Origin of the sequence: Mesorhizobium sp. M1399, assembly GCF_040317735.1 — a bacterium.
GTDB lineage: Bacteria > Pseudomonadota > Alphaproteobacteria > Rhizobiales > Rhizobiaceae > Mesorhizobium.
Window position 1 is genome coordinate 78,226 of the sequence record NZ_JAMYKZ010000013.1, and the last position, 20,236, is coordinate 98,461.

Consider the following 20,236-nt stretch of genomic DNA (forward strand, 5'->3'; position numbering starts at 1 on the left):
TCAACGCCCGTTCGCGCCCTTCAGGCGCGACTTGACGACCAGCGGCTGGATATAGGGCTCGAGCGACCTGAGCGTGTGCGCCAGCGCACCGCGCATCTCGTCGACCGTCGCCGCACCCGCCGCCATCATTTCGTGACGAGCCACCTCGTTGGTCAAAAGGAAATTCACGGCGCCGGCCAGCATATCGCGGTCGCGCACCAGCTTGGCGCCGCCACTGTCGAGCAGGCGCTGATAGGCCTCGCGAAAATTCTGGACGTTGCGGCCGGCAAGCACCGCTGTCTCCAGCATGGCCGGTTCCAGCGGGTTCTGGCCGCCCTCGGAAGTCAGCGAACGGCCGACAAAGGCAATTTCCGTCAGCCTCAGATAAAGCCCCATCTCGCCGATCGTGTCGCCGAGCAGAATATCGGTATCGGCGGTGATCCTGTCGCCCTTGCTGCGCTGCGCCAGCTTCAGGCCCATGCCGGAAATCTGGGCGGCCAGCTGCCCGGCGCGTTCGGGATGGCGCGGCACGATGATCGTCAAAAGCCCGTGGTGCCGCTTGTGCAGCATGGCGTGAACTTCGGCCGCGACCGCCTCTTCGCCGTCATGGGTCGAAATCGCCGCCCAGGTCGGGCGAGCGCCGATCTGGCGTTTCAGCGCCGCCAGTGCCCGTTCGTCGGCCGGCGGCGGCGCGGTGTCGACCTTGAGATTGCCGGACACGGTGACCGGCCGGGCGCCGAGCGAAAGGAAGCGCTCGCCATCGAGATCCGACTGGGCGACGACATGGGCGAGATTTTCGAACAATGCTTCGGCGATGTTGGCGCGCTTCTTCCAGGATTTGAAGGAGCGGTCGGACAGCCTGCCATTGACCAGAACCTGCGGCACGCGGCGGGCGCCGAGTTCCAGGATGGTCATCGGCCAGATCTCCGATTCGGCGATGATCGCCAGGTCCGGTTGCCAATGATCGAGGAAGCGGCTGACCGCCGGCTTGAGGTCGAGCGGCACATATTGGTGGATGATGCGGCCGCCCAGCCGTTCTTCGGCGACCTGCGCCGAGGTGACGGTGCCCGTCGTCAGCACGATGTTGACGCCGTAGTCGAGAATGCTCTCGACCAGCGGCACGACGGCGATGGTCTCGCCGACGCTGGCTGCATGGATCCAGATCACCGGGCCTTCGGGGCGCTCGCGTCCGGCGACGCCGTAGCGCTCGCGCCGGCGAATGCGATCCTCCTTGCCTCTGGATGTGCGCCAGGCGACATAAGGTCCGACCAGCGGGTACGCGGCGGCCCCGGCGAAGCGGTATGCCGTCAGGAAGGCGCGCGCCCAGCGCATACTCATTTCGAACCGTCCACAAGGCGATAGGCCTCGGCGGTCGCGGCATTGAGCGAGGCCGTGACCTCCTGGCGCTTGCGTTCCATTTCCGCGGCGTCTGCGTTGGCCGGCACGAAGACAGGCGTGCCGACGACAATCGAGGAGCGGCCGAAGGGCAAGTTGATCGTCGTCTTGTCCCAGCTGCCCTCGATCACCTTGCGGCGGCTGGTGGCAATCGCGGCAGGCAGGATCGGCCGGCCGGACAGCCGCGCCAGGAGGACGACGCCGAGCCCCGCATCGCGCGGCGTGCCGTGGGGAATATCAGCAATCATGGCGACATTCTTGCCGGTGGCGAGCGACTTTTTGAGGGCGATGAGCGCCTTGGCGCCGCCCTTGTCGAGATGCCTTGCGCTTTCGCGCCCGCCAGAGCCGCGCACCGCCTCGATGCCGAATTTCTCGACCATCAGCGCGTTGAGCTCGGCATCGGCGCTGCGCGACACCATGGCAACCAGTGGCCGTCCCTTGGGATAATAGGCCGGCGTCAGCAGATGCTGGCCGTGCCAGAGCGCGATGATGCCAGGCTCGAGCTGCGCATAGGCGCCGCCGGAAAACTTCGCCGATCCGTCGACCATGCGGTTGGTCAGGCGGACAAGGCGGACGAAATACGCAAACAGCGCGGCAAGCGCATTCTTGACGAATCGCGACTGCGCCAGCGGTTCGCGGATCTTGCGCCAGAACGTCTTCGGCTTGCGACGTCTGACCGCCGACCGCGGGGCTGATCGCTTGACCGCTTCATGGTTCATCGATGTCAACCGGGAGCCTTGTTTTCGGGGTCGAGCAGGCGGTGCAGGTGAACGACGAAATAACGCATATGGGCGTTGTCGACGCTGGCTTGCGCCTTGGCCTTCCAGACGGCGTGCGCCGATTGATAGTCGGGATAGATGCCGACTACGTCGAGCGCGTCGAGGTCGCGGAATTCGGTGCCGCCCAGCTTCTTGAGTTCGCCGCCGAACACCAGGTGCAAAAGCTGTTTCTTTCCGTCTTCAGCGGCCATGTCGATCCTTCACATATCGTGAGTTTGGGACAGGTCTAGACCAAAGCCGCCGACTTTGGAACTATTGATGATGGTCAATTGTCCAGCCCGGCGATGACGCCGGCGAGCACAGCGAGGAGTTCGCCGCTGCCGGCGGCAAGCGCGCCGTGGCGGATCACTTCGCCGGCATAGAGCGGCGCGCGGCCGTGCCGATCGAGCACGGCGCCGCCTGCCTCGCGCAGGATGAGGTCGGCCGCGGCGATGTCCCAGTCATGCGCGTTGGCCTTGACGAAGGTGGCATCGAGCTGGCCGCCGGCGATCATCGCCAACCTGTAGGCGAGCGAAGGAATATAGGGCACGCGCTTCAGCCGTTTGTGCCATTTCGCCGGCATCAGGTCGATCATCGCCTTCGGTCCGGCGATTTCGGCCGTTTCCGACGGCGGACGCACGCCGATGCGCTTGCCATTCAGGAATGCGCCCTCGCCCGGCAGCGCCCAATAGATTTCGCCCTTCGCCGGGCAGTCGAGCACGCCGGCAAGCGTGCGGCCGTTCTCGACCACCGCGACGCTGACGCACCATGTGGGCAGGCCTTCGAGGAAGCCGCGCGTGCCGTCGATCGGATCGACGACGAAGGTGCGGCGCGCGACAAGCCTTACCGGGTCGTCGACGGTTTCCTCCGACAACCAGCCATAGTCCGGCCGGGCCGCCAGCAAGGTCTCGCGCAGATATTTGTCGGCGGCGTGATCAGCTTCGCTGACCGGCGAGGCGCCGCCCTTCATCCACACTTGCGGATTGTTGTTGAAGTACTGCATGGCGATGAGCCCCGCCTCGCGGGCAGCGTCGCGCAGCAGCTGCAGGTCTTCAGTAGCGCCGGCCGAGACGGCCGGATCAAGCTCCGGCAAGGGTCATCCCTTCGATCAAAAGCGTGGGCGCGGCAGTGCCGAAATTGCGGTCGAGATCGCTCGCCGGAACCATGTTGAGGAACATCGTCTTCAAATTGGAGGCGATGGTCACCTCGGCAACGGGATAGGCCAGCTCGCCATTCTCGATCCAGAAGCCGGAAGCGCCGCGGCTATATTCGCCCGTCACCATGTCGACCCCCTGGCCGAACACTTCGGTGACGTAGAAGCCGGTCTCGAGCGACTTGATCAGCTCTTCCGGCGTGTTTTCCCCGGGCTCGATGGCGAGATTGGTCGACGATGGCGAGACCGACGAGCCGCTGCGCGAGCCGCGCCCATTGGTGACGAGGCCGAGTTCCCGCGCCGCCGAGGTCGACAGGAACCAGTGGTTGAGCACGCCCTTGTCGACCATGAACAATTTCTCGCCCTCGACGCCTTCGCCGTCGAAGGGGCGCGAGGCCTGGCCGCGGCGCCGGAGCGGCTCGTCGGTGACGGTGATTGCGGCCGAAGCCACCTTCTTGCCCATCATGTCGCGCAGAAAGCTGGTCTTGCGCGCCACCGCGGCGCCATTGATGGCACCGGCGAGATGGCCGGCAATGCCGCGCGCGACGCGCGGATCGAACACCACGTCGACCGGCCCGGTCGCAGCCTTGCGCGCGCCAATACGGCGTACAGCGCGCTCGCCGGCCTTGCGGCCGATGTCTTCCGGCGCGTCGAGATCGGAAAAATGCTGGCGCGAGGAGAATTCGTAATCGCGCTCCATGCCGGTGCCCTCGCCGGCGATCACGCTGGTCGAGCGCGAAAAGCGCGACGCGACATAATGGCCGACAAACCCATGCGAAGTGGCGAGCACAAGGCCGCCGAGCCCGGCGCTGGCGCCGCTGCCGGCCGAATTGGTGACGCCCTTGACGGCAAGCGCCGCCGCCTCGGCGGCAAGGGCTGCTTCCTTCAACTGGTCCGCCGATACCTCGGTGGCGTCGAACAGATCGAGATCGCGCGGCTTTTTGACCAGCAAGGCCGGATCGGCGAGACCCTGATAGGGATCTTCGGGCGACACTTTGGCCATGGCGACGGCGCGCTCAGCCAGCATATTGGGGTCGGATGCCGCCGTTGCCGAAACGCTCGCCACGCGTCTGCCGACGAAGACGCGCAACGAGACGTCCTCGCTCTCGGACGCCTCTGTGCCTTCGACCTTGCCAAGCCGCACCGACACACCGGTCGAGCGGCCGCGTACTGCAACCGCATCGGCGGCATCGGCCCCGGCCCGTTTGGCAGCCTCGACCAGGGCCGCGACGCGATCGGTCAGTTTCGCTGCGTCGAGCGTATCGGTCATGCGCATAATCCTGTTATTTCCGGCCGGCTGAAGGGCAGCCGCTGCTGCACCATCTATTGTCCCGGTGCGGCTTCTGCAATGGGAGAAGGCGCAAAGCGGTGTCAGGCGGGTGAGCGGCAACGGCGAGATCGACAATCCCTCAGGAAGCGGCCACCGGCGTCCAGATCACGTCGTCGATCCTGAGCGCGCCGGTGGCGAGCATCACCAGCCGGTCGAAGCCGAGCGCCGCGCCGCTCGCTTGCGGCATGATCGCGAGCGCGGCGAGGAAATCCTCGTCGATCGGGTAGCGTTCGCCATAGACACGCTGCTTTTCGTCCATTTCGGCGGCAAAGCGCTGGCGCTGCTCGGCCGGATCGGTCAACTCGCCAAAGGCGTTGGCGAGCTCGACGCCGCAGCAATATAGCTCGAAACGCTCGGCGGTGCGCGGATCGTCGGCGCTCGGCCTGGCCAATGCCGCCTCCGAGATCGGATATCCGAAAAGAATGGTGGCGCGCCCCTGCCCCAGCACCGGTTCGATTTTTTCGACCATCACCCGGCTGAACAGGTCGGCCCAATTGTCGTCGGGCGCGGTCCGCAATCCGGCCTGGACCAGGGCGGCATGCAATCCCGCGCGGTCGGTGGTGCCATCGGCTGCAATCGTCGCCAGCAGATCGATGCCGGCATGGCGCATGAAGGCTTCGGCGACGCTCAACCGTTCCGGCTCGGCGAACGGGTCGGCCTCGCGGCCGCGGAAGCTAAAACGCTTTGCGCCCGCCCGTTCGGCCGCCAGCGCGACGAGCTCGGCGCAATCGCGCATCAGGCTCTCATAGGTCTCGCCGACGCGGTACCATTCGAGCATGGTGAACTCCGGATGGTGCAAGGGGCCGCGCTCACGGTTGCGCCACACAGCAGCGAGGCTGAAGATGCGCTCCTCGCCGGCGGCAAGCAGCTTCTTGCAGGCGAATTCCGGCGAAGTGTGGAGGTAGAGCGGCTGGCGCTGCCCGTCCGGCCCGATCGCCTCGGTGGCAAAGGCCGACAGATGCGCTTCATTGCCGGGCGAGATCTGCAGGGCCGATGTCTCCACCTCCACGAAGTCACGGCGGGCGAACCAGTCGCGCATGCCGGCGGCAATGGCGTTGCGCAGGATCAGCCGCGGCCGGCGGTCGGCATGGACATGCGGCGTCCACCATGGCGAAGCGGCGGTCATCGGCTTCAGGCGAATTGCACAGAGGGCTGGCGATTGCGGCCAAGATGCGCTAGGCCGCACCCAACGGCCTCTCCAGCCGATTTGCGCCAACAAATTTTATCAGGATGGAAACCCGTGAAGGTCATCGCCAGCTCCTTACGCAAAGGCAACGTCGTCGAAAAGGACGGCAAGCTTTATGTGATCCTCTTTGCCGAAAACATTCATCCTGGCAAGGGTACGCCGGTCACCCAGCTCGACATGCGGCGTATCTCCGACGGGGTTAAAGTTTCCGAGCGTTACCGCACCACCGAGCAGGTCGAGCGCGCCTATGTCGAGGAGCGCGAGCACACTTTCCTCTACCAGGACGGCGAAGGCTTTCATTTCATGAACCCGGAGAGCTACGACCAGGTGGCGGTGCCGGAGAGCGTGGTCGGCGACATGGCGCCCTACCTGGTGGAAGGCATGCCGGTGCAGATCTCGCAATACAACAGCATCGCCATCTCGCTGGTACTGCCGCAGCGCGCCACTTTCGAGGTGGTCGAGACCGAGCCGGTGACCAAGGGCCAGACGGCGTCCTCGTCCTATAAGCCGGCAACGCTGTCCAACGGCGTGCGTACCCTGGTGCCACCACACATCAGCGCCGGCACCCGCGTGGTGGTGATGACGGCGGATGGCGCGTATGTCGAGCGCGCGAAGGATTGAGGCGCGAAGCCTGAAACGCCTCGCCCTAGCGCGCCGAGGCGGCCGGTCATCGTCGACCGCTTTGTGCCAGGGGGCTTTCGAGCATTGGGACGCGGCACGCAGACCGCAGCGTCAACGCCCGGCCAGTTCTTTCCTATTGCACGACGCCAGCGGGCAATCTTTGAGCCTCGAGCAACGCCGACCGTCCCTTTCGCCAGGTGCCAGGTGGAATGCCGACGAACTTTTTGAAGGCGCGATTGAAGGCGGCTTCCGACTCGTAGCCGACGTCGGCACCCGCTTGCGCGATGCTCATTTCGGGCCGTTCGAGCAAACGTCCCGCCAGTTGCAGACGCCAGCGAGCAAGATAGTGCATCGGCGAGACCTCGACATAGTGGGTAAAGCGGCTCGCAAACGCCGTGCGCGAGAGCCCTACTTCGCGGGCGAGCCGGTCCAATGTCCATTCCTCCCTGGGGCGAGCGTGGATGAGCCGGAGCGCCTCGCCGACATGTGGATCCCGTAGGCCTGACAGCCAGCCGCGCGAATCGCCGGGGAGGGTCTCAAGATGGCGGCGGATGATCTCGACAAACATCAGCTCGCTCAGCTTGGCGAGGATCGTTTCACCGCCCGCCCGCCCACTGCCACCTTCGGCCAGCGCCAGCCGAAACAGGTCGATAACCCAGCTGCTTCCATCGGCGGGCTTGCGGGCACACAGGATGGCCGGCAATGCAGCGAGGAGAGGATTGAAGGGACGTGCATCGCAGCCAAGATACCCGCAAATGAACCGGGTCCGCTCGTCTCCCCCGCCACCATGGATCACCGCGAACGGCAGGCTCTCGTCAATCGGCCGATAATACATCGCCATATTGGGTTCGCCCCGCGCTCCGGGCGAAGAGCTCAAGACGTTCGGAACACCACCGGGGAAGACAACGACATCACCGGCGTTCACGAGCACCGGGGGCACCGAATCGTCTGCCAGCGCGGCCCAGCACGAGCCCGACATCACGGCATGAAAAGAAATGATGTGCTCTGCCTCCGGCATGATGGCGGCGGCAATGTCGGCCGTGCCCGGCGACTCGCCGACCCAGGGAGAGCTGGCGTCGACGTCGAAATAGATCGCACCGGTGAGGCGAACGGCTCGGAGCACATCGGAAAGGACATCCATGCACTACACCTCCGGAAACGATCGGCTACTCCCTTTGACAACGAGTTTTTCGGCCAGGCATCTCGAACTATCCGGCAATACAGCCGCCCGAGCAACTACCCATCCGGTCTAATCCCACTCTGAACGATCGGGCAACAGAAATGGACGATGTGACATTTGCGGGAACAGCGGACGGGATTAGCGTTTCATCGACCGGCCGACAGGTCCAATAACAGGGAGGAATGTCATGCACGATGAAGACATCACCAAATTCGCAGCAAGCCTGCGGGGCGAAGTCATCCGGACCGGCGACGCCCGCTATGATGAGGCCCGCAAGCTCTACAACGGCATGATCGACAAGCGGCCGCTGATCATCGCCCGCTGTGTGGACGTGGCCGACGTGATCACAGCGGTGAATTTCGGCCGCGACAACAATTTGCTGGTTGCGGTACGTGGCGGCGGCCATAACGGACCAGGATTGGGGAGTTGCGACGACGGTCTGGTGATCGACCTGTCGGCGATGAACGGCGTGCGTGTCGATCCGGATGCCCGTACGGCGCGGGTGGGTCCGGGCTGCACTCAGGGCGACCTCGACCACGCAACCCATGCCTTTGGCCTGGCCGTACCGGCGGGCATCATCTCGACCACCGGGGTCGCCGGACTGACGCTGAGCGGCGGCCATGGCTATCTGACGCGCAAATATGGCCTGACCATCGACAATCTGGTCGAGGCCGATGTCGTGCTTGCCGACGGCAGCTTCGTCACCGCCAGCAAGGAGCGGAACCCTAGCCTGTTCTGGGCGCTTCGCGGCGGCGGCGGCAATTTCGGCGTCGTCACCAGCTTTGTGTTCAAGCTCCACCAGGTCAGCATGGTCTTTGCGGGGCCGATCGCATGGGATCAGCGCCAGGCCCGCACCATCATGCAGCATTATCGCGAGTTCCTGCCGCGCGCGCCCGAGGAACTCGGGATCTTCCTCGGGCTCAAGACGATCCTGTCGAGCGCACCGTTCCCGGAAGAGTTTTGGGGAAAGCGGATGTGTCTGCTGATGTGTTGCTACAACGGCCCGGAGGAAAAGGGCAGAGAGGCGCTGGCTCCGCTACTCGATGCGCTCCCCGCGCCCTGGTTCAATTGGATGGGAATGATGCCCTATCCCGCGGTGCAGAGCATGTTCGATGGGCTCTACCCGAAGGGGATGCAGTGGTATTGGCGGGGCGATTTTGTCAAGACGCTGTCCGACGAGGCGATCGACGCTCATCTCGAGCAGGCGGCGAAAACACCGAGCGAGCTATCGCTCATGCATCTCTATCCGATCGACGGCGCGGTCCATCGCGTCGGCAAAGACGAGACACCCTGGAATTACCGTGATGCGACCTGGTCGATGGTCATCGCCGGGATCGATCCGGACCCACAGAAAGCGGGGCCGGTGACGCGCTGGACCAAGGCCTACTGGGAGGCCGTGCATCCGTTCGATCTGGGTGGCGCCTATCTGAACTTCATGATGGATGACGAGGGCGAGGGAAGGCTCAAGGCGGCTTATGGCGATAACTACGAGCGCCTGGCCTCGCTAAAGAAGAAATACGACCCGAACAACCTCTTCCGGGTGAACCAAAACATCCGGCCGGCCGCTTGACGGCCGCCCTCGTCTGGCCAGCAAGTGTTGTATCGTACCGGCCGGACCAGCTAAGGCCCGGCCGGTACGATAGGTTCCGGCCAGGACGCTCGGCGGCCTACAAGCGCGATACTCGGCCGGGCTCGGCGACCATGTTCCATGAGCCATGTCTGACATGCGTCGAAGCGGTCGGCCCGCACGCTCAGGTCACCCGTAGTGCTGCTTCAACAGGCAAGTCCGGGAGCAGGCAATGCGGTCAACGGGTTATGCCTCAGCGACTGCTTCTCGCCAGGCCGATCGCGCCGGCAGCCTACCGATAATTTCACGCTTCGATGCGGACGTCCGACGTCACCACGACACCCTTCAGTCCTCCTCGAGGATCGGTATCCCCTTCAGAACTAACTAAATTAGCAGTTTCTTAATTGCCTTTGGAACTTTGTAGCTTGCGTTCCATTTTCAACCGCATGCGAGAGTCTGTGGTCCAAGGCCCGGGAATAACGGTGAACAGGTCACCGCCGCGCTACTCGCTGGTCCTGCCCGTATACAATGAAGAACAGGTGCTGCCTCGGCTGATCGAGCGGATCAGTTCGCTTATCGGCCGGCTGGACGGCGAAACGGAGGCCATCTTCGTCGATGACGGAAGCCGCGATGGAAGCGTCGAATACCTTCAAAAAGTGGTCGCCGCCGAGCCGCGCTTTCGGCTGATCGAATTTTCCCGCAATTTCGGCCACCAGGTGGCGATTACCGCCGGCATGGACGCCGCTGCGGGCGATGCCGTCATCGTCATGGATGCGGACCTGCAGGATCCGCCGGAAGTCGTTCTCGATCTGGTGGCTAAGTGGAAGGAAGGTTTCGAGATCGTCTACGCCCGCCGGGTCAAGCGCGAGGGCGAATCCTGGTTCAAGCGCTTTACGGCAAGTCTTTTCTATCGCCTGCTGGAGAAAATGACGTCGGTCGATATTCCGCGCGACGTCGGCGACTTCCGCCTAGTCGGCCGCAAGGCGCTGGAAACCTTCAAGCGTATGCCCGAACATGACCGCTTCGTCAGGGGCATGTTCGGCTGGATGGGGTTCAAGCAGACGGCCGTGCCATTTGAGCGCCACGCACGAACCCTGGGCCAGACCAAATACCCGTTCTGGAAGATGATGCACCTTGCGGTTCACGGCATCGTCAGTTTCTCCGAGAAGCCGTTGCGCCTGGCGCTCTGGGGCGGGTTGGTCATTTCCGCGCTTGCGGGGGTCTTTGGCGCCTACGCCATCTTTGCCTGGTTTTTTGAAACCGGGATCATTGCCGGGTGGACATCCACGGTGGTGATCGTGTCGCTCCTGTGCGGGATCAACCTTTTCATGACCGGCGTGGTCGGACTCTACGTCGGCAGCATCCACGCCGAGGTGAAACGCCGCCCGCTTTATGTCATCGATCGGCTCACCGGCTTCGACGAGTCGATGCGTGCCGCCTCCGGTGAGCGCCGCCGATCGTTTCACAAACCCAGGAGTGGAGTCCCCGCCAATGGCCGAACTCTTCGACAGCTATAAATCCAACTATGGCGAGGCGGTCGAAGGGTCCATCCGGTTTTCCGGACTCAGCCACGACTTCTTCCTTGTCGCCAAGGCGGATCTGCTGCGGCGTCTGGTCTTCGAGCGAAAGCTTCGGCAGGGTGGGTCGGCTGTAAGGGCGCTGGATGTCGGCTGCGGCGTCGGTTCGCTCCACCCCTACCTCGACGGTGCTTTCGACAGCGTCGATGGTTGCGATGTCTCGCAAGAATCGATTTTGCACGCCAGCCAACACAATCCGCGTGTGGCCTACAGGACCTGCAGCACTCAGGGGCTGCCTTACGAGGACGGCACGTTCGATCTGGCTTTCGCTAGTTGCGTCGTCCATCACGTTCCGCCCTCCTCCTGGCTCGATTTCTTCCTGGAAATGCGGCGCGTCGTACGGCCGGGCGGCGTCGCCTGCATTATCGAGCACAATCCCTACAATCCACTGACGCGCCTTGCTGTGTTCCGGTGTCCGTTCGATCACGACGCGGTTCTGCTCAACGCCGCCAAAGCGAGGTCCGTTTTTCAGGAAACAGGCTTCCGGGACATCCGCTCCGAGCATTTCCTGCTGCTGCCATCGGCAAGGTCCTTGGCCAGAAGGGTCGAGCGGGTATTCGCGCCTTTGCCGCTTGGAGCGCAGTATGCGTGTAGTGCGCGTGTCTGAGCGCCGTTCAACCGGCGACGCCGGGCTGAGGGTGCTGGCGCGCTTCGGGTCGGTCGGCATCGCCGCAACGATCCTTTATGCAGTGATGGCCACCGCTTTGGTAAAATGGCAACGGTTCGGCCTCTCGCCGGTCGGTGCCTCGCTCGCGGCTTACACCGCAGCCGCCCTGTTTTCTTATCTCGCGCATAAGTTCGTGACTTTCGCGTCGAGCGGATCGCATCGATCGGAAGCTCCGCGTTTTTTCTTGCTGACGGCGACAGGCTTCGCCGTTGCCTACTCGGCGCCGGCGGTTTTGACGGCCAAACTCGGCCTGCCGCCGATCATCGCCATTCTGGTTACATGCTTGCTTGTTCCAGCGGTCAATCTTCTCATGCTCGACCGGTGGGTTTTTGCGCAGCGAAGACCCGGCCAGCAACGTGATCGCCCGCCCTAACCCGGCTCAACAGGATCGAGCCGGAACGACAACAATTTGATGGCGCGCTTGTAGATGTTGCTGGCGGCCGAACTTGGCGGAATGCCGTCGAGGTAGTCGAAGGCGACATCGAGTATCCTGGCCTCGGCGAGGGCCGCCGTTGGAATGAGGAACGAGACCGTTCGCGGCTCTTTGCCGGACAGCGTCACCGCATGCACCCGAACGCCATTCACCGAAATAATAATCCGCTGCGTGACCTGCGGCGGGCGAATGGCGGCGGCCATTTGCAGCGTGGCCGTCACACTGTCGTGGAGCGGCGGTATCTTCAGCCGAAGCCGCGAGGTCTCGCCTAGGGAATGGGTGCCGTCGGCAACGGGTCCCGACCAGCCGCAGACCCTCATGCCGGCTGCCTTTTTGGCTCCGTCGGACCGGAACGACACCGTCTCGCCTAGGGTATAGCTGCCGACCGCATCGCGATTGAGGCAGGTCGTCGTCCGGTCAATGTAATAGGCGCGATAATCGGCGTTGACATTCGGATTGAGAGCAAGCGCAAGAATGACGATTTCCGTTCCCGCCAGAACCGCCGCCAGCGCGTAGCTGGCAAGCCTGGCCCCGCGCAGATACCGGCCCGAAATGTCAGACCAGGGCAAGATAGCCTCCGATCCATGCCACGGTCATGAAATAACAGGCGCCCAGGAAGAGAGCCAGAGCCGCAAGAAAAGTCAGCTTCGACGCCGACGACAGCATGGCCAGCAATATTGTCAGAGGTGCAAGCCCAACGACGTATCTGACCATCGAGGCCAGGTTCGTGATCAGCGGCAGGATGATGCAGCAGGCGCAGAACAACGCGGCGCCATATTGCCTGCGAACCGCCAGAACCGCCGATAGCGCCAGTCCGATGAGTGCGGCGAGCGCGCTCCATTGCGGCGCCGTGGGCAGCCATCCAGTTGTCGGAACGGCCGAAAACCCGTCCCATATAAAGGCGAGCGGATTGCCCGGCACCCGTCCAAACGCGCGCTGCACGTGCAGGAAGGCAAAGCCGTCGCCGACGGTCAGATAGAGAAACAGGATGTAGGCGAATAGGCCGGCTGGCGAGATGAAGATGGCGACGAGCAGATCCGGTCGGCCAAGCAGCCAACGCGGGAACGACAGCGTCGATCCGCCCTTTGCGCGGTAATCCGTGAACATCTGAATGACGGTCGCGAATACAACGAGCACCCCGACGAGCCTGGTTGCCGACAGGAGAGCCGATGACAGTCCCGCAGCCAGATAGCTGGAGCGTTTGAGCGCCAGAAAAACGCACGAAGTCAGGAGTACGAAAAGAGGTTCGGTCAGGAAAGTCGTGAAGTGATAGGAGAACGGGCCGCTGAGCAGGAAGGCGCAATACAGAACATAAGCGCGCATGTTCTTCTCGAGCAGTGGCCACGCCACCAGACAGGCGGCATAGCTGCACGCAATCGATGTGATCGACGCGACGAGTATCGTCGGAAAGCGGAAAACAGACCGGATTGCCGCCACCAGCATCGGATAGAGCGGGAAAAAGCCCCAGCGTCCGACATTGCTCTGGCCTGGAATGGGAAAGCGCTCATAGCCGTGTTCGGAAATGCCGACATACCACGCGCAATCCCAGCGGCAGAGCGCCTGGGCATAGGCCGCGAAGCCGGGTTCTGCCGAAACCGAAGCAAATGCGGCATAGCGAATGGCCAGCCCACTGACGACGAAAGCCAACGGCACCGCGACGACGGCTACCGCAACAAAGCGGCCACCGGCGTTCGGACGCGCGACAGCTTCGAGCGCCAAAATCTGCCTCCACCCGTTCAAATGGCAGGCGCCACTCAAAGCTAGATGACGCGCGCCCCGGCGAATTCAAGGCGTTCACGCGGCTCAAATTGGCGATACCGCTATCCGGCGCTTCTGAGCCAGACCAGCATCTCGCCGGGGTCGCGGTTGTGCCAGGCGAAATGCGGCACGGCGCCGACTTTCACTTCCTCGACCGCCGGCGGTTCGGTGCGGTAGAGCCCCCTTTCCAGTTTTCGAAAGTCTCCTTTTGGCAATCGCCGAAAGCGTGACGCCGCCGCCCAGACGGTTCGCTGCTTGTGTGCCTCGATCTCAGCCGTTCGCGGCAGAGCGATGCGGTGCCGTGGCTGGAATTCGACGCGCAAAAGTCCGCCGGGTATTTTGTGCGATTCCGTCAAGCTGTTGTACACGACAGTTTTGAACCCTGATGCCGCGCCCGCGTACTCGGCCCTTGAGAATCCTCCAGCCTTCGGCAACATGGCGGCAAAGCTGAGAGTGTGAGGATGAGCAAGGTCATTTCCGCCGCATCGCGGCGTCAGTCGGCGCCGCGCAAGTCACCGATGGCGCTGACCGAGGCGCTGGTCGCCCGCACCTTGCGGGCGGTCGAGGACGCCGGGCCGACGCCGGGCATGGTCTACATGACCGATGCCGATTACGCGCGCATTCGCGACGAGGTGCTGGCCGGCGCGCCGGCCGGGCCGGTGAAGCTGTTCGCCTATGGTTCGCTGCTATGGAAGCCGGCCGGCGAGGTCAGGGGTGGCGAACGGGCCGTAGCGACGGGCTGGCACCGTTCGTTCTGTTTTACGGTGCAGCGCTTCAGGGGCACGGTGGAGCAGCCCGGCCTGATGATGGCGCTCGACCGCGGCGGCCAATGCCAGGGGATGGTGTTCGAGATCGCCGAGCCAGTGGCGGCCAATCTCGAAGCGCTGCTGCGCCGCGAGATGACCATCCTGCCGGCCGTCAACGTGCCGCGCTGGCTGCAGGTCAGGACGGGCGATGGCATGCGCCAAGCGCTTGGTTTCGTTGTCGATCCCGCCAATCCGCGTTATGCCGGCAAGCTCGAAAAGCGAGCGATAGCGGCGACCCTGGCCACGGCCGTCGGCCATTGGGGTTCGGGCGCCGAATATCTGTTCGAGACCATTCGCCATCTCGACGCCTGCGGCATCCGCGACCGCAATCTCTGGCAGCTGCAGGAACTTGTGGCCGAGGAGATCGGCCGGGCGCCGCCGTCGGGCTTTATTCGTCCCTGAGCCAGACCAGCATCTCGCCGGGATCGCGGTTGTCCCAGGCGAAGTACGGCACGGCGGTGACTTTCGCTTCCTCGACCGCCGGCGGTTCGGTGCGGTAGAGCCCCTCTTCCCAGTTTTCGAAAGCCTCCTTTTTGGCAATCGCGGAAAGCGTGACGACGCCGCCCAAAAGGTTCGGCTGCTTGTGTGTCTCGATGTCGGCCGTTCGCGGTAGAGCGATGCGGTGCAGCTGGCTGGAATTGTCGGTCTCTTCGATGCAATAGATCAGCGGTCCGCGCGCCAGTGCGACGCGGCCGATATCCTGCCGCACCTGCGGGTTGGCGTAGAGGCGGTCGACGGCCATTTCGAGATCGAGCTCGACGCGGTCGCCCTTGCGCCATTCGCGGCGGATCGCGGCATAGCCGTCACTGGTGACAGCATCCAGATCGATATCGGCGCCGTTGACCTTGAGCGTTGCCTTGCGGCACCAGGCCGGCAGCCGCAGGTGCAAGGTGAACTCGGTCGGCGCTTCCGGTTCGACGGAGATCGAGACCGCGCCGTCCCAGGGATAATTGCTGGTCTGGGTGAGCTCTATCTGCGCCCCGGCGATATCGAAACGAGCCGTGCCGTTTCCATAGAGGTGGACGGCAAGTGCTGTGTCCGACAGGCCATAGAAATAGCTGCCGATCGAGGCGACCATGCGCCCGACATTGGGCGGGCAGCACGGGCAGCGGTGCCATTTCCAGCGGTGGTGGGCGCCGCGGCTTTCGAGCGGATTTTCGTAGAAGAACAGCGAGCCGTCGAGCGACAGGCCCGAGATCGAGCCGTTGTAGAGCGCCCGCTCCATGATGTCGGCGTAGCGCGCATTTGGGCCCATGCCGAGCATGCGGCTTGCCCAGAACACCAGGCCGACCGAAGCACAGGTCTCGGCATAGGCGGTGTCGTTGGGCAGGTCGTAATCGGCGGTAAAACCCTCGTTGTGCGACGATGGCCCGAGACCGCCAGTCACGTAAAGGTTCTTGGTCATGAGATCGTCCCACAGCCGGTCGAGCGCCACCCGCAGCGTGTCGTCGCCATATTCGGTGGCGATGTCGGCCATGCCCGAATAGAGGTACATCGCCCGCACCGCATGGCCGACGACCTTGTCCTGCTCGCGAACGGGCTTGTGCGACTGGTTGTATTCGTAGGTCTTGAAGTGATAGGCCTTCGGGTCGGCGCCGCGGGCGCGCGCCTCCTCGTCGAAATAATGCGGCTGCTGGCCGCGCTGATCGATGAAGTATTTGGCAAGCTCCATGTATTTGCGCTCGCCCGTCACCCGCGCCAGCTTGACCAGCGCCAGCTCGATCTCCTCGTGGCCGCAATAGCCCTTCTTCTTGCCGGGCTCGGCACCGAATGTTTCTGCGATATGGTCGGCGTAGCGGCACATGATATCGAGCAGCTTGCGTTTGCCTGTGGCCTGGTAATAGGCGACCGCGCCTTCGATCAGATGGCCGGCGCAATAGAGCTCGTGGCAATCGCGCAGATTGGTCCAGCGCAGGCCGGGCTGGATGCGCTGGTACCAGCTCGACAGATAGCCGTCGGGCTGCTGCAGCTTGCCGTACATGTCGATGACGGCGTCGATCTTCTTCTCCAGCTCCTCGTTGCGGCGGCGGTAGAGCGAATAGGCGGCGGTCTCGATGGTCTTGCCCCAGTCGCTGTCCCAGAACATCTGGGTCGTCACCGTCGATCCGGTGAATTCGTTGCCGGCGGTGGCTGCCTCGTCCGGCGACGGTGAATGGAATGGAATGACGACGCCGGGCGACGGCCGGTCCGGATCGATCTGCTCGAGCATGCGCGCCTCGACGCAGCGATCGTAGAGGATGCCGGCGGTTTTGCTCGCGACGGCATCGACGCGGTCGCCCCAGAAGCCGCGCACGTCGACCTGCGGCACCGGCAGCGGACGGAAGGCGAGTTTTGGCTTGGCGCCCTGACTGGCGGATGGCGATGCGGTCATCAATTTACTCCGGTTCGGTTCGATTGGTCACTTGACGGCCCCTGCCATCAGGCCGCGGATGTAGAAGCGCTGCAGCAGCAGGAAGAGCACCAGGCACGGCACCATCATCACGGTGACGCCGGCCTGCACGGCGCCCCAGTCGATGGCGCCGAAGCGGCCGGACTGCAGTGCGGTCATCATGATCGGCAGCGTGAATTTGGACTGGTCGGTCATCAGCACGAGGGCCGCCAGAAACTCGTTCCAGGCGCCAAGGAAGGCAAACAGCGCGATGGTGACGATGCCCGGCCAGACCAGCGGCAGCATGACCCTAAGCAGCATGGTGACATTGTTGGCGCCGTCCATGCGCGCGGCCTCCTCGATCTCGCGCGGCACCGCGTCGAAGGCGTTGCGCATCATGAAGATTGAGAACGGCAGCTGCAGCGTGACGTAGACGCAGACCAGCCCGGTCAGCGTGTTGTGCAGGCCGATTTTTGTCAGCACCAGGAAGATCGGCGTCAGGATCGACTGGAACGGGATCATGATCGTCGACAGGATGACGACGAAGAGCAGGTTCTTCAGCGGAAAGCGGAAGCGCGAGAAACCGTAGCCGGCGAGCACGCTGACGATCACCGACAGCACCACCGTCATGACCGAGACATAGATGCTGTTTTGCGCCGGCAGCCAGAGGCCATCGCCGAAGGTGTTGAGCGTGGCGTAATTCTCTAGCGAAAAGCCCGTCGTCGGCCAGGGCGGCAGCGGCGGCTGGCGCGCCTCCTGCGCCGGCTTGAAGGCCGAAAGCACCGTCCAGGCGATCGGTGCCAGGAACAGAATGGATGCGATGATGCCGGTCGCATGCTCTGCGAACTGCATACCTATCCGGCGTTTGCGGCTGCGGGCCTGCGCCATCAGTCGACCCCCTCTGGCTGGCGCAGCAGCCGCAGCTGGATGAGGCTGAGCGCCACCAGGATGACCAGCAGGACCATCGAAAGCGCCGCGCCGTAGCCGAGCTTGAACGACACGAAGGACTGGTTGAAGATCCAGTAGACGGCGGTCAGCGTCTGGTTGCGCGGGCCGCCGCGCAGGATGATGTAGAACTGGTCGAAGGCAAGGATCGAGCCGGCCACCGACAGGATCAGCGCCAGCGCCAGCGTGCGGCGCATCAGCGGCAGGGTGATGGCGCGAAACCGCGCGAATGGCCCTGCCCCGTCGATCATCGCCGCCTCCTGCAGATCCGGCGGGATCGACTGCAGGCCGGTCATCAGGATGATCATGGTGAAGCCCGCCACCTTCCACACCACCATGGCGATGATCGACCAGAAGGCCGGCTGGAAGGTCGCCAGCAGATTGAATTTCTTTTCGGTCAGGCCAAGCTCGAAAGCGGCCGGGCTGAACAGGCCGGAATCGACATTGAGCAGCCACGACCACAAAAGGCTCGCCGAGGCGAAGCCGATGACCGCCGGCATGAAGAAGGACGTGCGGTAGAAGCCGGTCAGCTGCCGCGGCCTTTCGATGAACAGCGCCAGCGGAAAGGCGACGGCGAAAATCGCGATCGTCACCACCACTGTGTAATAACCGGTGAACTTCAGCGCGTTCCAGAAGCGGGTGTCGCGCAGGATCGCCCAGTAATTGTCGAGCCCGACAAAGCTGTGCGCGCCCATCAATGGCCAGTTGTGCAGCGACATCCAGGCGGTCATGCAAAGCGGCACGATGAAGAAGACGACGACAAGGGCAACGGCCGGCGCGACATAGAGCAAGCCGATCCACTGCCGGCGCCCGGCGCCGACCAGTTTGTATGCGCGTGCCGGGGTGGCGGTGGTTGCTGTGATGGTGGTCATGCGCGGTTCTTGCGGTTGAATGGTTGCAAATCTTCGGTCTCCCGCCCCAAGTCAATCGCGTCTGGTTTGCGCTGCCCCTCATCGCCCTGCCGGGCACTTCTCCCCGTATAGTGACGGGGAGAAGGGTGCCTTCGCAAAGGATTTCGCCAACATCCCGCGTTGCAGAAAGGGTGCCAGGGTCGCGGCCAGCCCCTTCTCCCCGTCACTATACGGGGAGAAGGTGCCGGCAGGCGGATGAGGGGCGGTGCCGACATTAACAATCGGTCCTTCCAAGGTGAGTTGCGGGCGGTCTTCCGATGCAATGTCCGGCCACCCGCCCAGGGAGACAGGCGGGCGGCCGGAGCGCCGGCGCTTTACTTCTGCGGCGCCGAATCGATGATCGACTGCATGGTCTCCTGCGCGTTGGCGATGGCGCCGTCGACGTCTTCGCCGAAGAAGACCTCGTTCATCATCTGGTTCCACGGACCGTTGGCGGAGTTGATCAGGTCGTTGAACACCACCGAATAGGGCGTGCGGCCCTTGGCCATGGCTTCGGCGGCGACCTTGTAGCGCGGGTCGAGGTCTTTCAGCGCCTCATTGGCGATGTCGCCGCGCACCGGCAGGCTGCCGTATTTCGCCAGGATGGTCTGGCCCTCGAGCGAATAGGCGAAGTCGAGGAACTCCTTCACCACCGCGACCTTGGTGGTGCCCTTGGTGACGACGAAATTATCGCCGCCGGCAAATGACGACCAGGCGCCGTCCTTGCCGGGCAGGAAGGTGATGCCGTAGTCGATATCGGGATATTGCGTGTTGAGCGCGCCGATGGCGAAGGCGCCGGACGGCGAGATGCCGACATTGCCGGTGGCGAAGGCGGCAAAGAAGTTGGAGCCGGTGTCGGTCTGCGCGCCTGAAGGCACCAGGTCCTTCTTGACCATCGAACGGTAGAAGTCGATGGCGCCGCGCATCTGCGGCGTGTCCAGTGTCGCCTTGGAGCCGTCCTCGGTGAGGATATCGCCGCCCGAGGCCCAGATCAGCGGCGTGAAGGTGAAGATGTTGCAGCCGCCGCAATTGCCGGAGAAGTAGAAGCCCTTGATGTCGCCGCCTAGCGCGTTGACCTTTTCGGCGTCGGCTTCGATCTCGGCCCAGTTGGTCGGGCCCTTTTCCGGGTCGAGGCCGGCCTGCTTGAACAGCTTCTTGTTCCAGATCAGCACCGAGGAATCGGCCGAGAACGGCAGCCCGTAGATGCGGCCCTTATAGGTGCCGGTCTTGACATGCGCCGGCGACAGGCTGGCGAAATAGGGCAGCGATTTCGCCCAGTCGGTGATGTCTTCGAGCTGGCCGGCGGCAGCGAAGGACGGCGTGTAGATCAGGTCGAGCGACAGCGCATCGGGCGCCGTGCCGCCGGCGGCGGCAGCGCCGTATTTCGGGATGATTTCGGCGTTGGGGATGATGTCCAGCTTGATCTGGTTCTGATGCCCCTTGTTGAAGGCATCGACGATGCGCGGCATGAAGTTCGAGCCGTCGGCGCGAACCCAGATGTTGGCGGTATCGGCGGCGGCCGAGCCGACCGTCGCAAGCGTGCCGAAAATGCTCGCGGCGATGGCGAGCCCGGTAATGGTGGTTCTCATGCTTCTCCTCCACATGGTTTTAATTTAGCGTCTT

20 protein-coding genes are annotated in these 20,236 nt (G+C 63.6%); 6 read left to right on the forward strand and 14 right to left on the reverse strand.

Going from position 1 to position 20,236, the window contains the following annotated elements; translation table 11 throughout:
- The 6 genes from waaA to epmA form a co-directional block, all read right to left on the reverse strand.
- Complete coding sequence (waaA, locus tag NKH05_RS23180) at positions 1 to 1,317, reverse strand: lipid IV(A) 3-deoxy-D-manno-octulosonic acid transferase (RefSeq protein ID WP_023717167.1); 1,317 nt, start codon at positions 1,315 to 1,317, stop codon at positions 1 to 3.
- A complete protein-coding gene (locus NKH05_RS23185; RefSeq protein WP_023717166.1) occupies positions 1,314 to 2,093 on the reverse strand; it encodes a lysophospholipid acyltransferase family protein in 780 nt (259 codons plus the stop codon). The genes waaA and NKH05_RS23185 overlap by 4 nt, the downstream gene beginning before the upstream one ends.
- Before the next feature lie 5 nt (positions 2,094 to 2,098).
- A complete protein-coding gene (locus NKH05_RS23190) occupies positions 2,099 to 2,344 on the reverse strand; it encodes a DUF4170 domain-containing protein (protein ID WP_352588488.1) in 246 nt (81 codons plus the stop codon).
- A gap of 74 nt (positions 2,345 to 2,418) precedes the next feature.
- Positions 2,419 to 3,225, reverse strand: coding sequence for a 3'(2'),5'-bisphosphate nucleotidase CysQ (locus NKH05_RS23195; protein WP_353026163.1), 807 nt, complete (start codon positions 3,223 to 3,225; stop codon positions 2,419 to 2,421).
- Entirely contained in the window at positions 3,212 to 4,555 is a 1,344-nt protein-coding gene (locus NKH05_RS23200) for a TldD/PmbA family protein (protein ID WP_023717163.1), read from the reverse strand. Before NKH05_RS23200 ends, NKH05_RS23195 begins: the two co-directional genes overlap by 14 nt.
- A 139-nt stretch (positions 4,556 to 4,694) precedes the next feature.
- A complete protein-coding gene (epmA, locus tag NKH05_RS23205; protein ID WP_353026165.1) occupies positions 4,695 to 5,741 on the reverse strand; it encodes an EF-P lysine aminoacylase EpmA in 1,047 nt (348 codons plus the stop codon).
- A 114-nt stretch (positions 5,742 to 5,855) separates the two neighbouring features.
- On the opposite strand from epmA, the gene efp reads away from it, so the two are divergent.
- Positions 5,856 to 6,422: an elongation factor P gene (gene efp, locus NKH05_RS23210; protein WP_023717161.1), complete on the forward strand. Its 567-nt coding sequence runs from the start codon at positions 5,856 to 5,858 to the stop codon at positions 6,420 to 6,422.
- Positions 6,423 to 6,555: 133 nt separating this feature from the next.
- Here the strand turns inward: efp and NKH05_RS23215 are convergent, their stop codons facing one another.
- Entirely contained in the window at positions 6,556 to 7,563 is a 1,008-nt protein-coding gene (locus tag NKH05_RS23215; protein ID WP_023717160.1) for an AraC family transcriptional regulator, read from the reverse strand.
- 226 nt (positions 7,564 to 7,789) lie between these two features.
- Between NKH05_RS23215 and NKH05_RS23220 the strand changes: the two genes are divergently transcribed.
- From NKH05_RS23220 to NKH05_RS23235, 4 genes are all read left to right on the forward strand, one after another.
- Positions 7,790 to 9,172 (forward strand): FAD-binding oxidoreductase, encoded by a 1,383-nt coding sequence (locus NKH05_RS23220; protein WP_352481291.1) that lies wholly within the window; start codon positions 7,790 to 7,792, stop codon positions 9,170 to 9,172.
- A 443-nt stretch (positions 9,173 to 9,615) separates the two neighbouring features.
- Positions 9,616 to 10,686, forward strand: a complete 1,071-nt coding sequence (locus NKH05_RS23225) for a glycosyltransferase family 2 protein (protein ID WP_156948034.1) — start codon at positions 9,616 to 9,618, stop codon at positions 10,684 to 10,686.
- A complete protein-coding gene (locus NKH05_RS23230) occupies positions 10,661 to 11,353 on the forward strand; it encodes a class I SAM-dependent methyltransferase (protein WP_353026168.1) in 693 nt (230 codons plus the stop codon). Before NKH05_RS23225 ends, NKH05_RS23230 begins: the two co-directional genes overlap by 26 nt.
- On the forward strand, positions 11,331 to 11,786 hold the full coding sequence (locus NKH05_RS23235) for a GtrA family protein (RefSeq protein ID WP_353026170.1): 456 nt from the start codon (positions 11,331 to 11,333) through the stop codon (positions 11,784 to 11,786). The genes NKH05_RS23230 and NKH05_RS23235 overlap by 23 nt, the downstream gene beginning before the upstream one ends.
- Here the strand turns inward: NKH05_RS23235 and NKH05_RS23240 are convergent.
- From NKH05_RS23240 to NKH05_RS23250, 3 genes are all read right to left on the reverse strand, one after another.
- Entirely contained in the window at positions 11,783 to 12,415 is a 633-nt protein-coding gene (locus tag NKH05_RS23240) for a hypothetical protein (RefSeq protein ID WP_353026172.1), read from the reverse strand. The two genes, NKH05_RS23235 and NKH05_RS23240, sit on opposite strands and share 4 nt — an antisense overlap.
- Entirely contained in the window at positions 12,402 to 13,565 is a 1,164-nt protein-coding gene (locus tag NKH05_RS23245; RefSeq protein WP_352818341.1) for a putative hexosyltransferase, read from the reverse strand. The genes NKH05_RS23240 and NKH05_RS23245 overlap by 14 nt, the downstream gene beginning before the upstream one ends.
- Before the next feature lie 101 nt (positions 13,566 to 13,666).
- A complete protein-coding gene (locus NKH05_RS23250; RefSeq protein ID WP_353026174.1) occupies positions 13,667 to 13,960 on the reverse strand; it encodes a hypothetical protein in 294 nt (97 codons plus the stop codon).
- Positions 13,961 to 14,065: 105 nt separating this feature from the next.
- On the opposite strand from NKH05_RS23250, the gene NKH05_RS23255 reads away from it, so the two are divergent.
- Entirely contained in the window at positions 14,066 to 14,812 is a 747-nt protein-coding gene (locus tag NKH05_RS23255; RefSeq protein ID WP_352496162.1) for a gamma-glutamylcyclotransferase, read from the forward strand.
- On the opposite strand, the gene NKH05_RS23260 is transcribed toward NKH05_RS23255, so the two are convergent.
- From NKH05_RS23260 to NKH05_RS23275, 4 genes are all read right to left on the reverse strand, one after another.
- Entirely contained in the window at positions 14,799 to 16,781 is a 1,983-nt protein-coding gene (locus NKH05_RS23260) for a glycoside hydrolase family 127 protein (RefSeq protein WP_352481295.1), read from the reverse strand. The genes NKH05_RS23255 and NKH05_RS23260 overlap by 14 nt on opposite strands.
- Positions 16,782 to 16,808: 27 nt before the next feature.
- Positions 16,809 to 17,666, reverse strand: coding sequence for a carbohydrate ABC transporter permease (locus tag NKH05_RS23265; protein ID WP_352481296.1), 858 nt, complete (start codon positions 17,664 to 17,666; stop codon positions 16,809 to 16,811).
- Positions 17,666 to 18,595 (reverse strand): carbohydrate ABC transporter permease, encoded by a 930-nt coding sequence (locus NKH05_RS23270; RefSeq protein ID WP_352962254.1) that lies wholly within the window; start codon positions 18,593 to 18,595, stop codon positions 17,666 to 17,668. Before NKH05_RS23270 ends, NKH05_RS23265 begins: the two co-directional genes overlap by 1 nt.
- A gap of 353 nt (positions 18,596 to 18,948) precedes the next feature.
- Positions 18,949 to 20,202, reverse strand: a complete 1,254-nt coding sequence (locus tag NKH05_RS23275; RefSeq protein ID WP_353026176.1) for an ABC transporter substrate-binding protein — start codon at positions 20,200 to 20,202, stop codon at positions 18,949 to 18,951.
- Positions 20,203 to 20,236 lie beyond the last annotated feature (34 nt).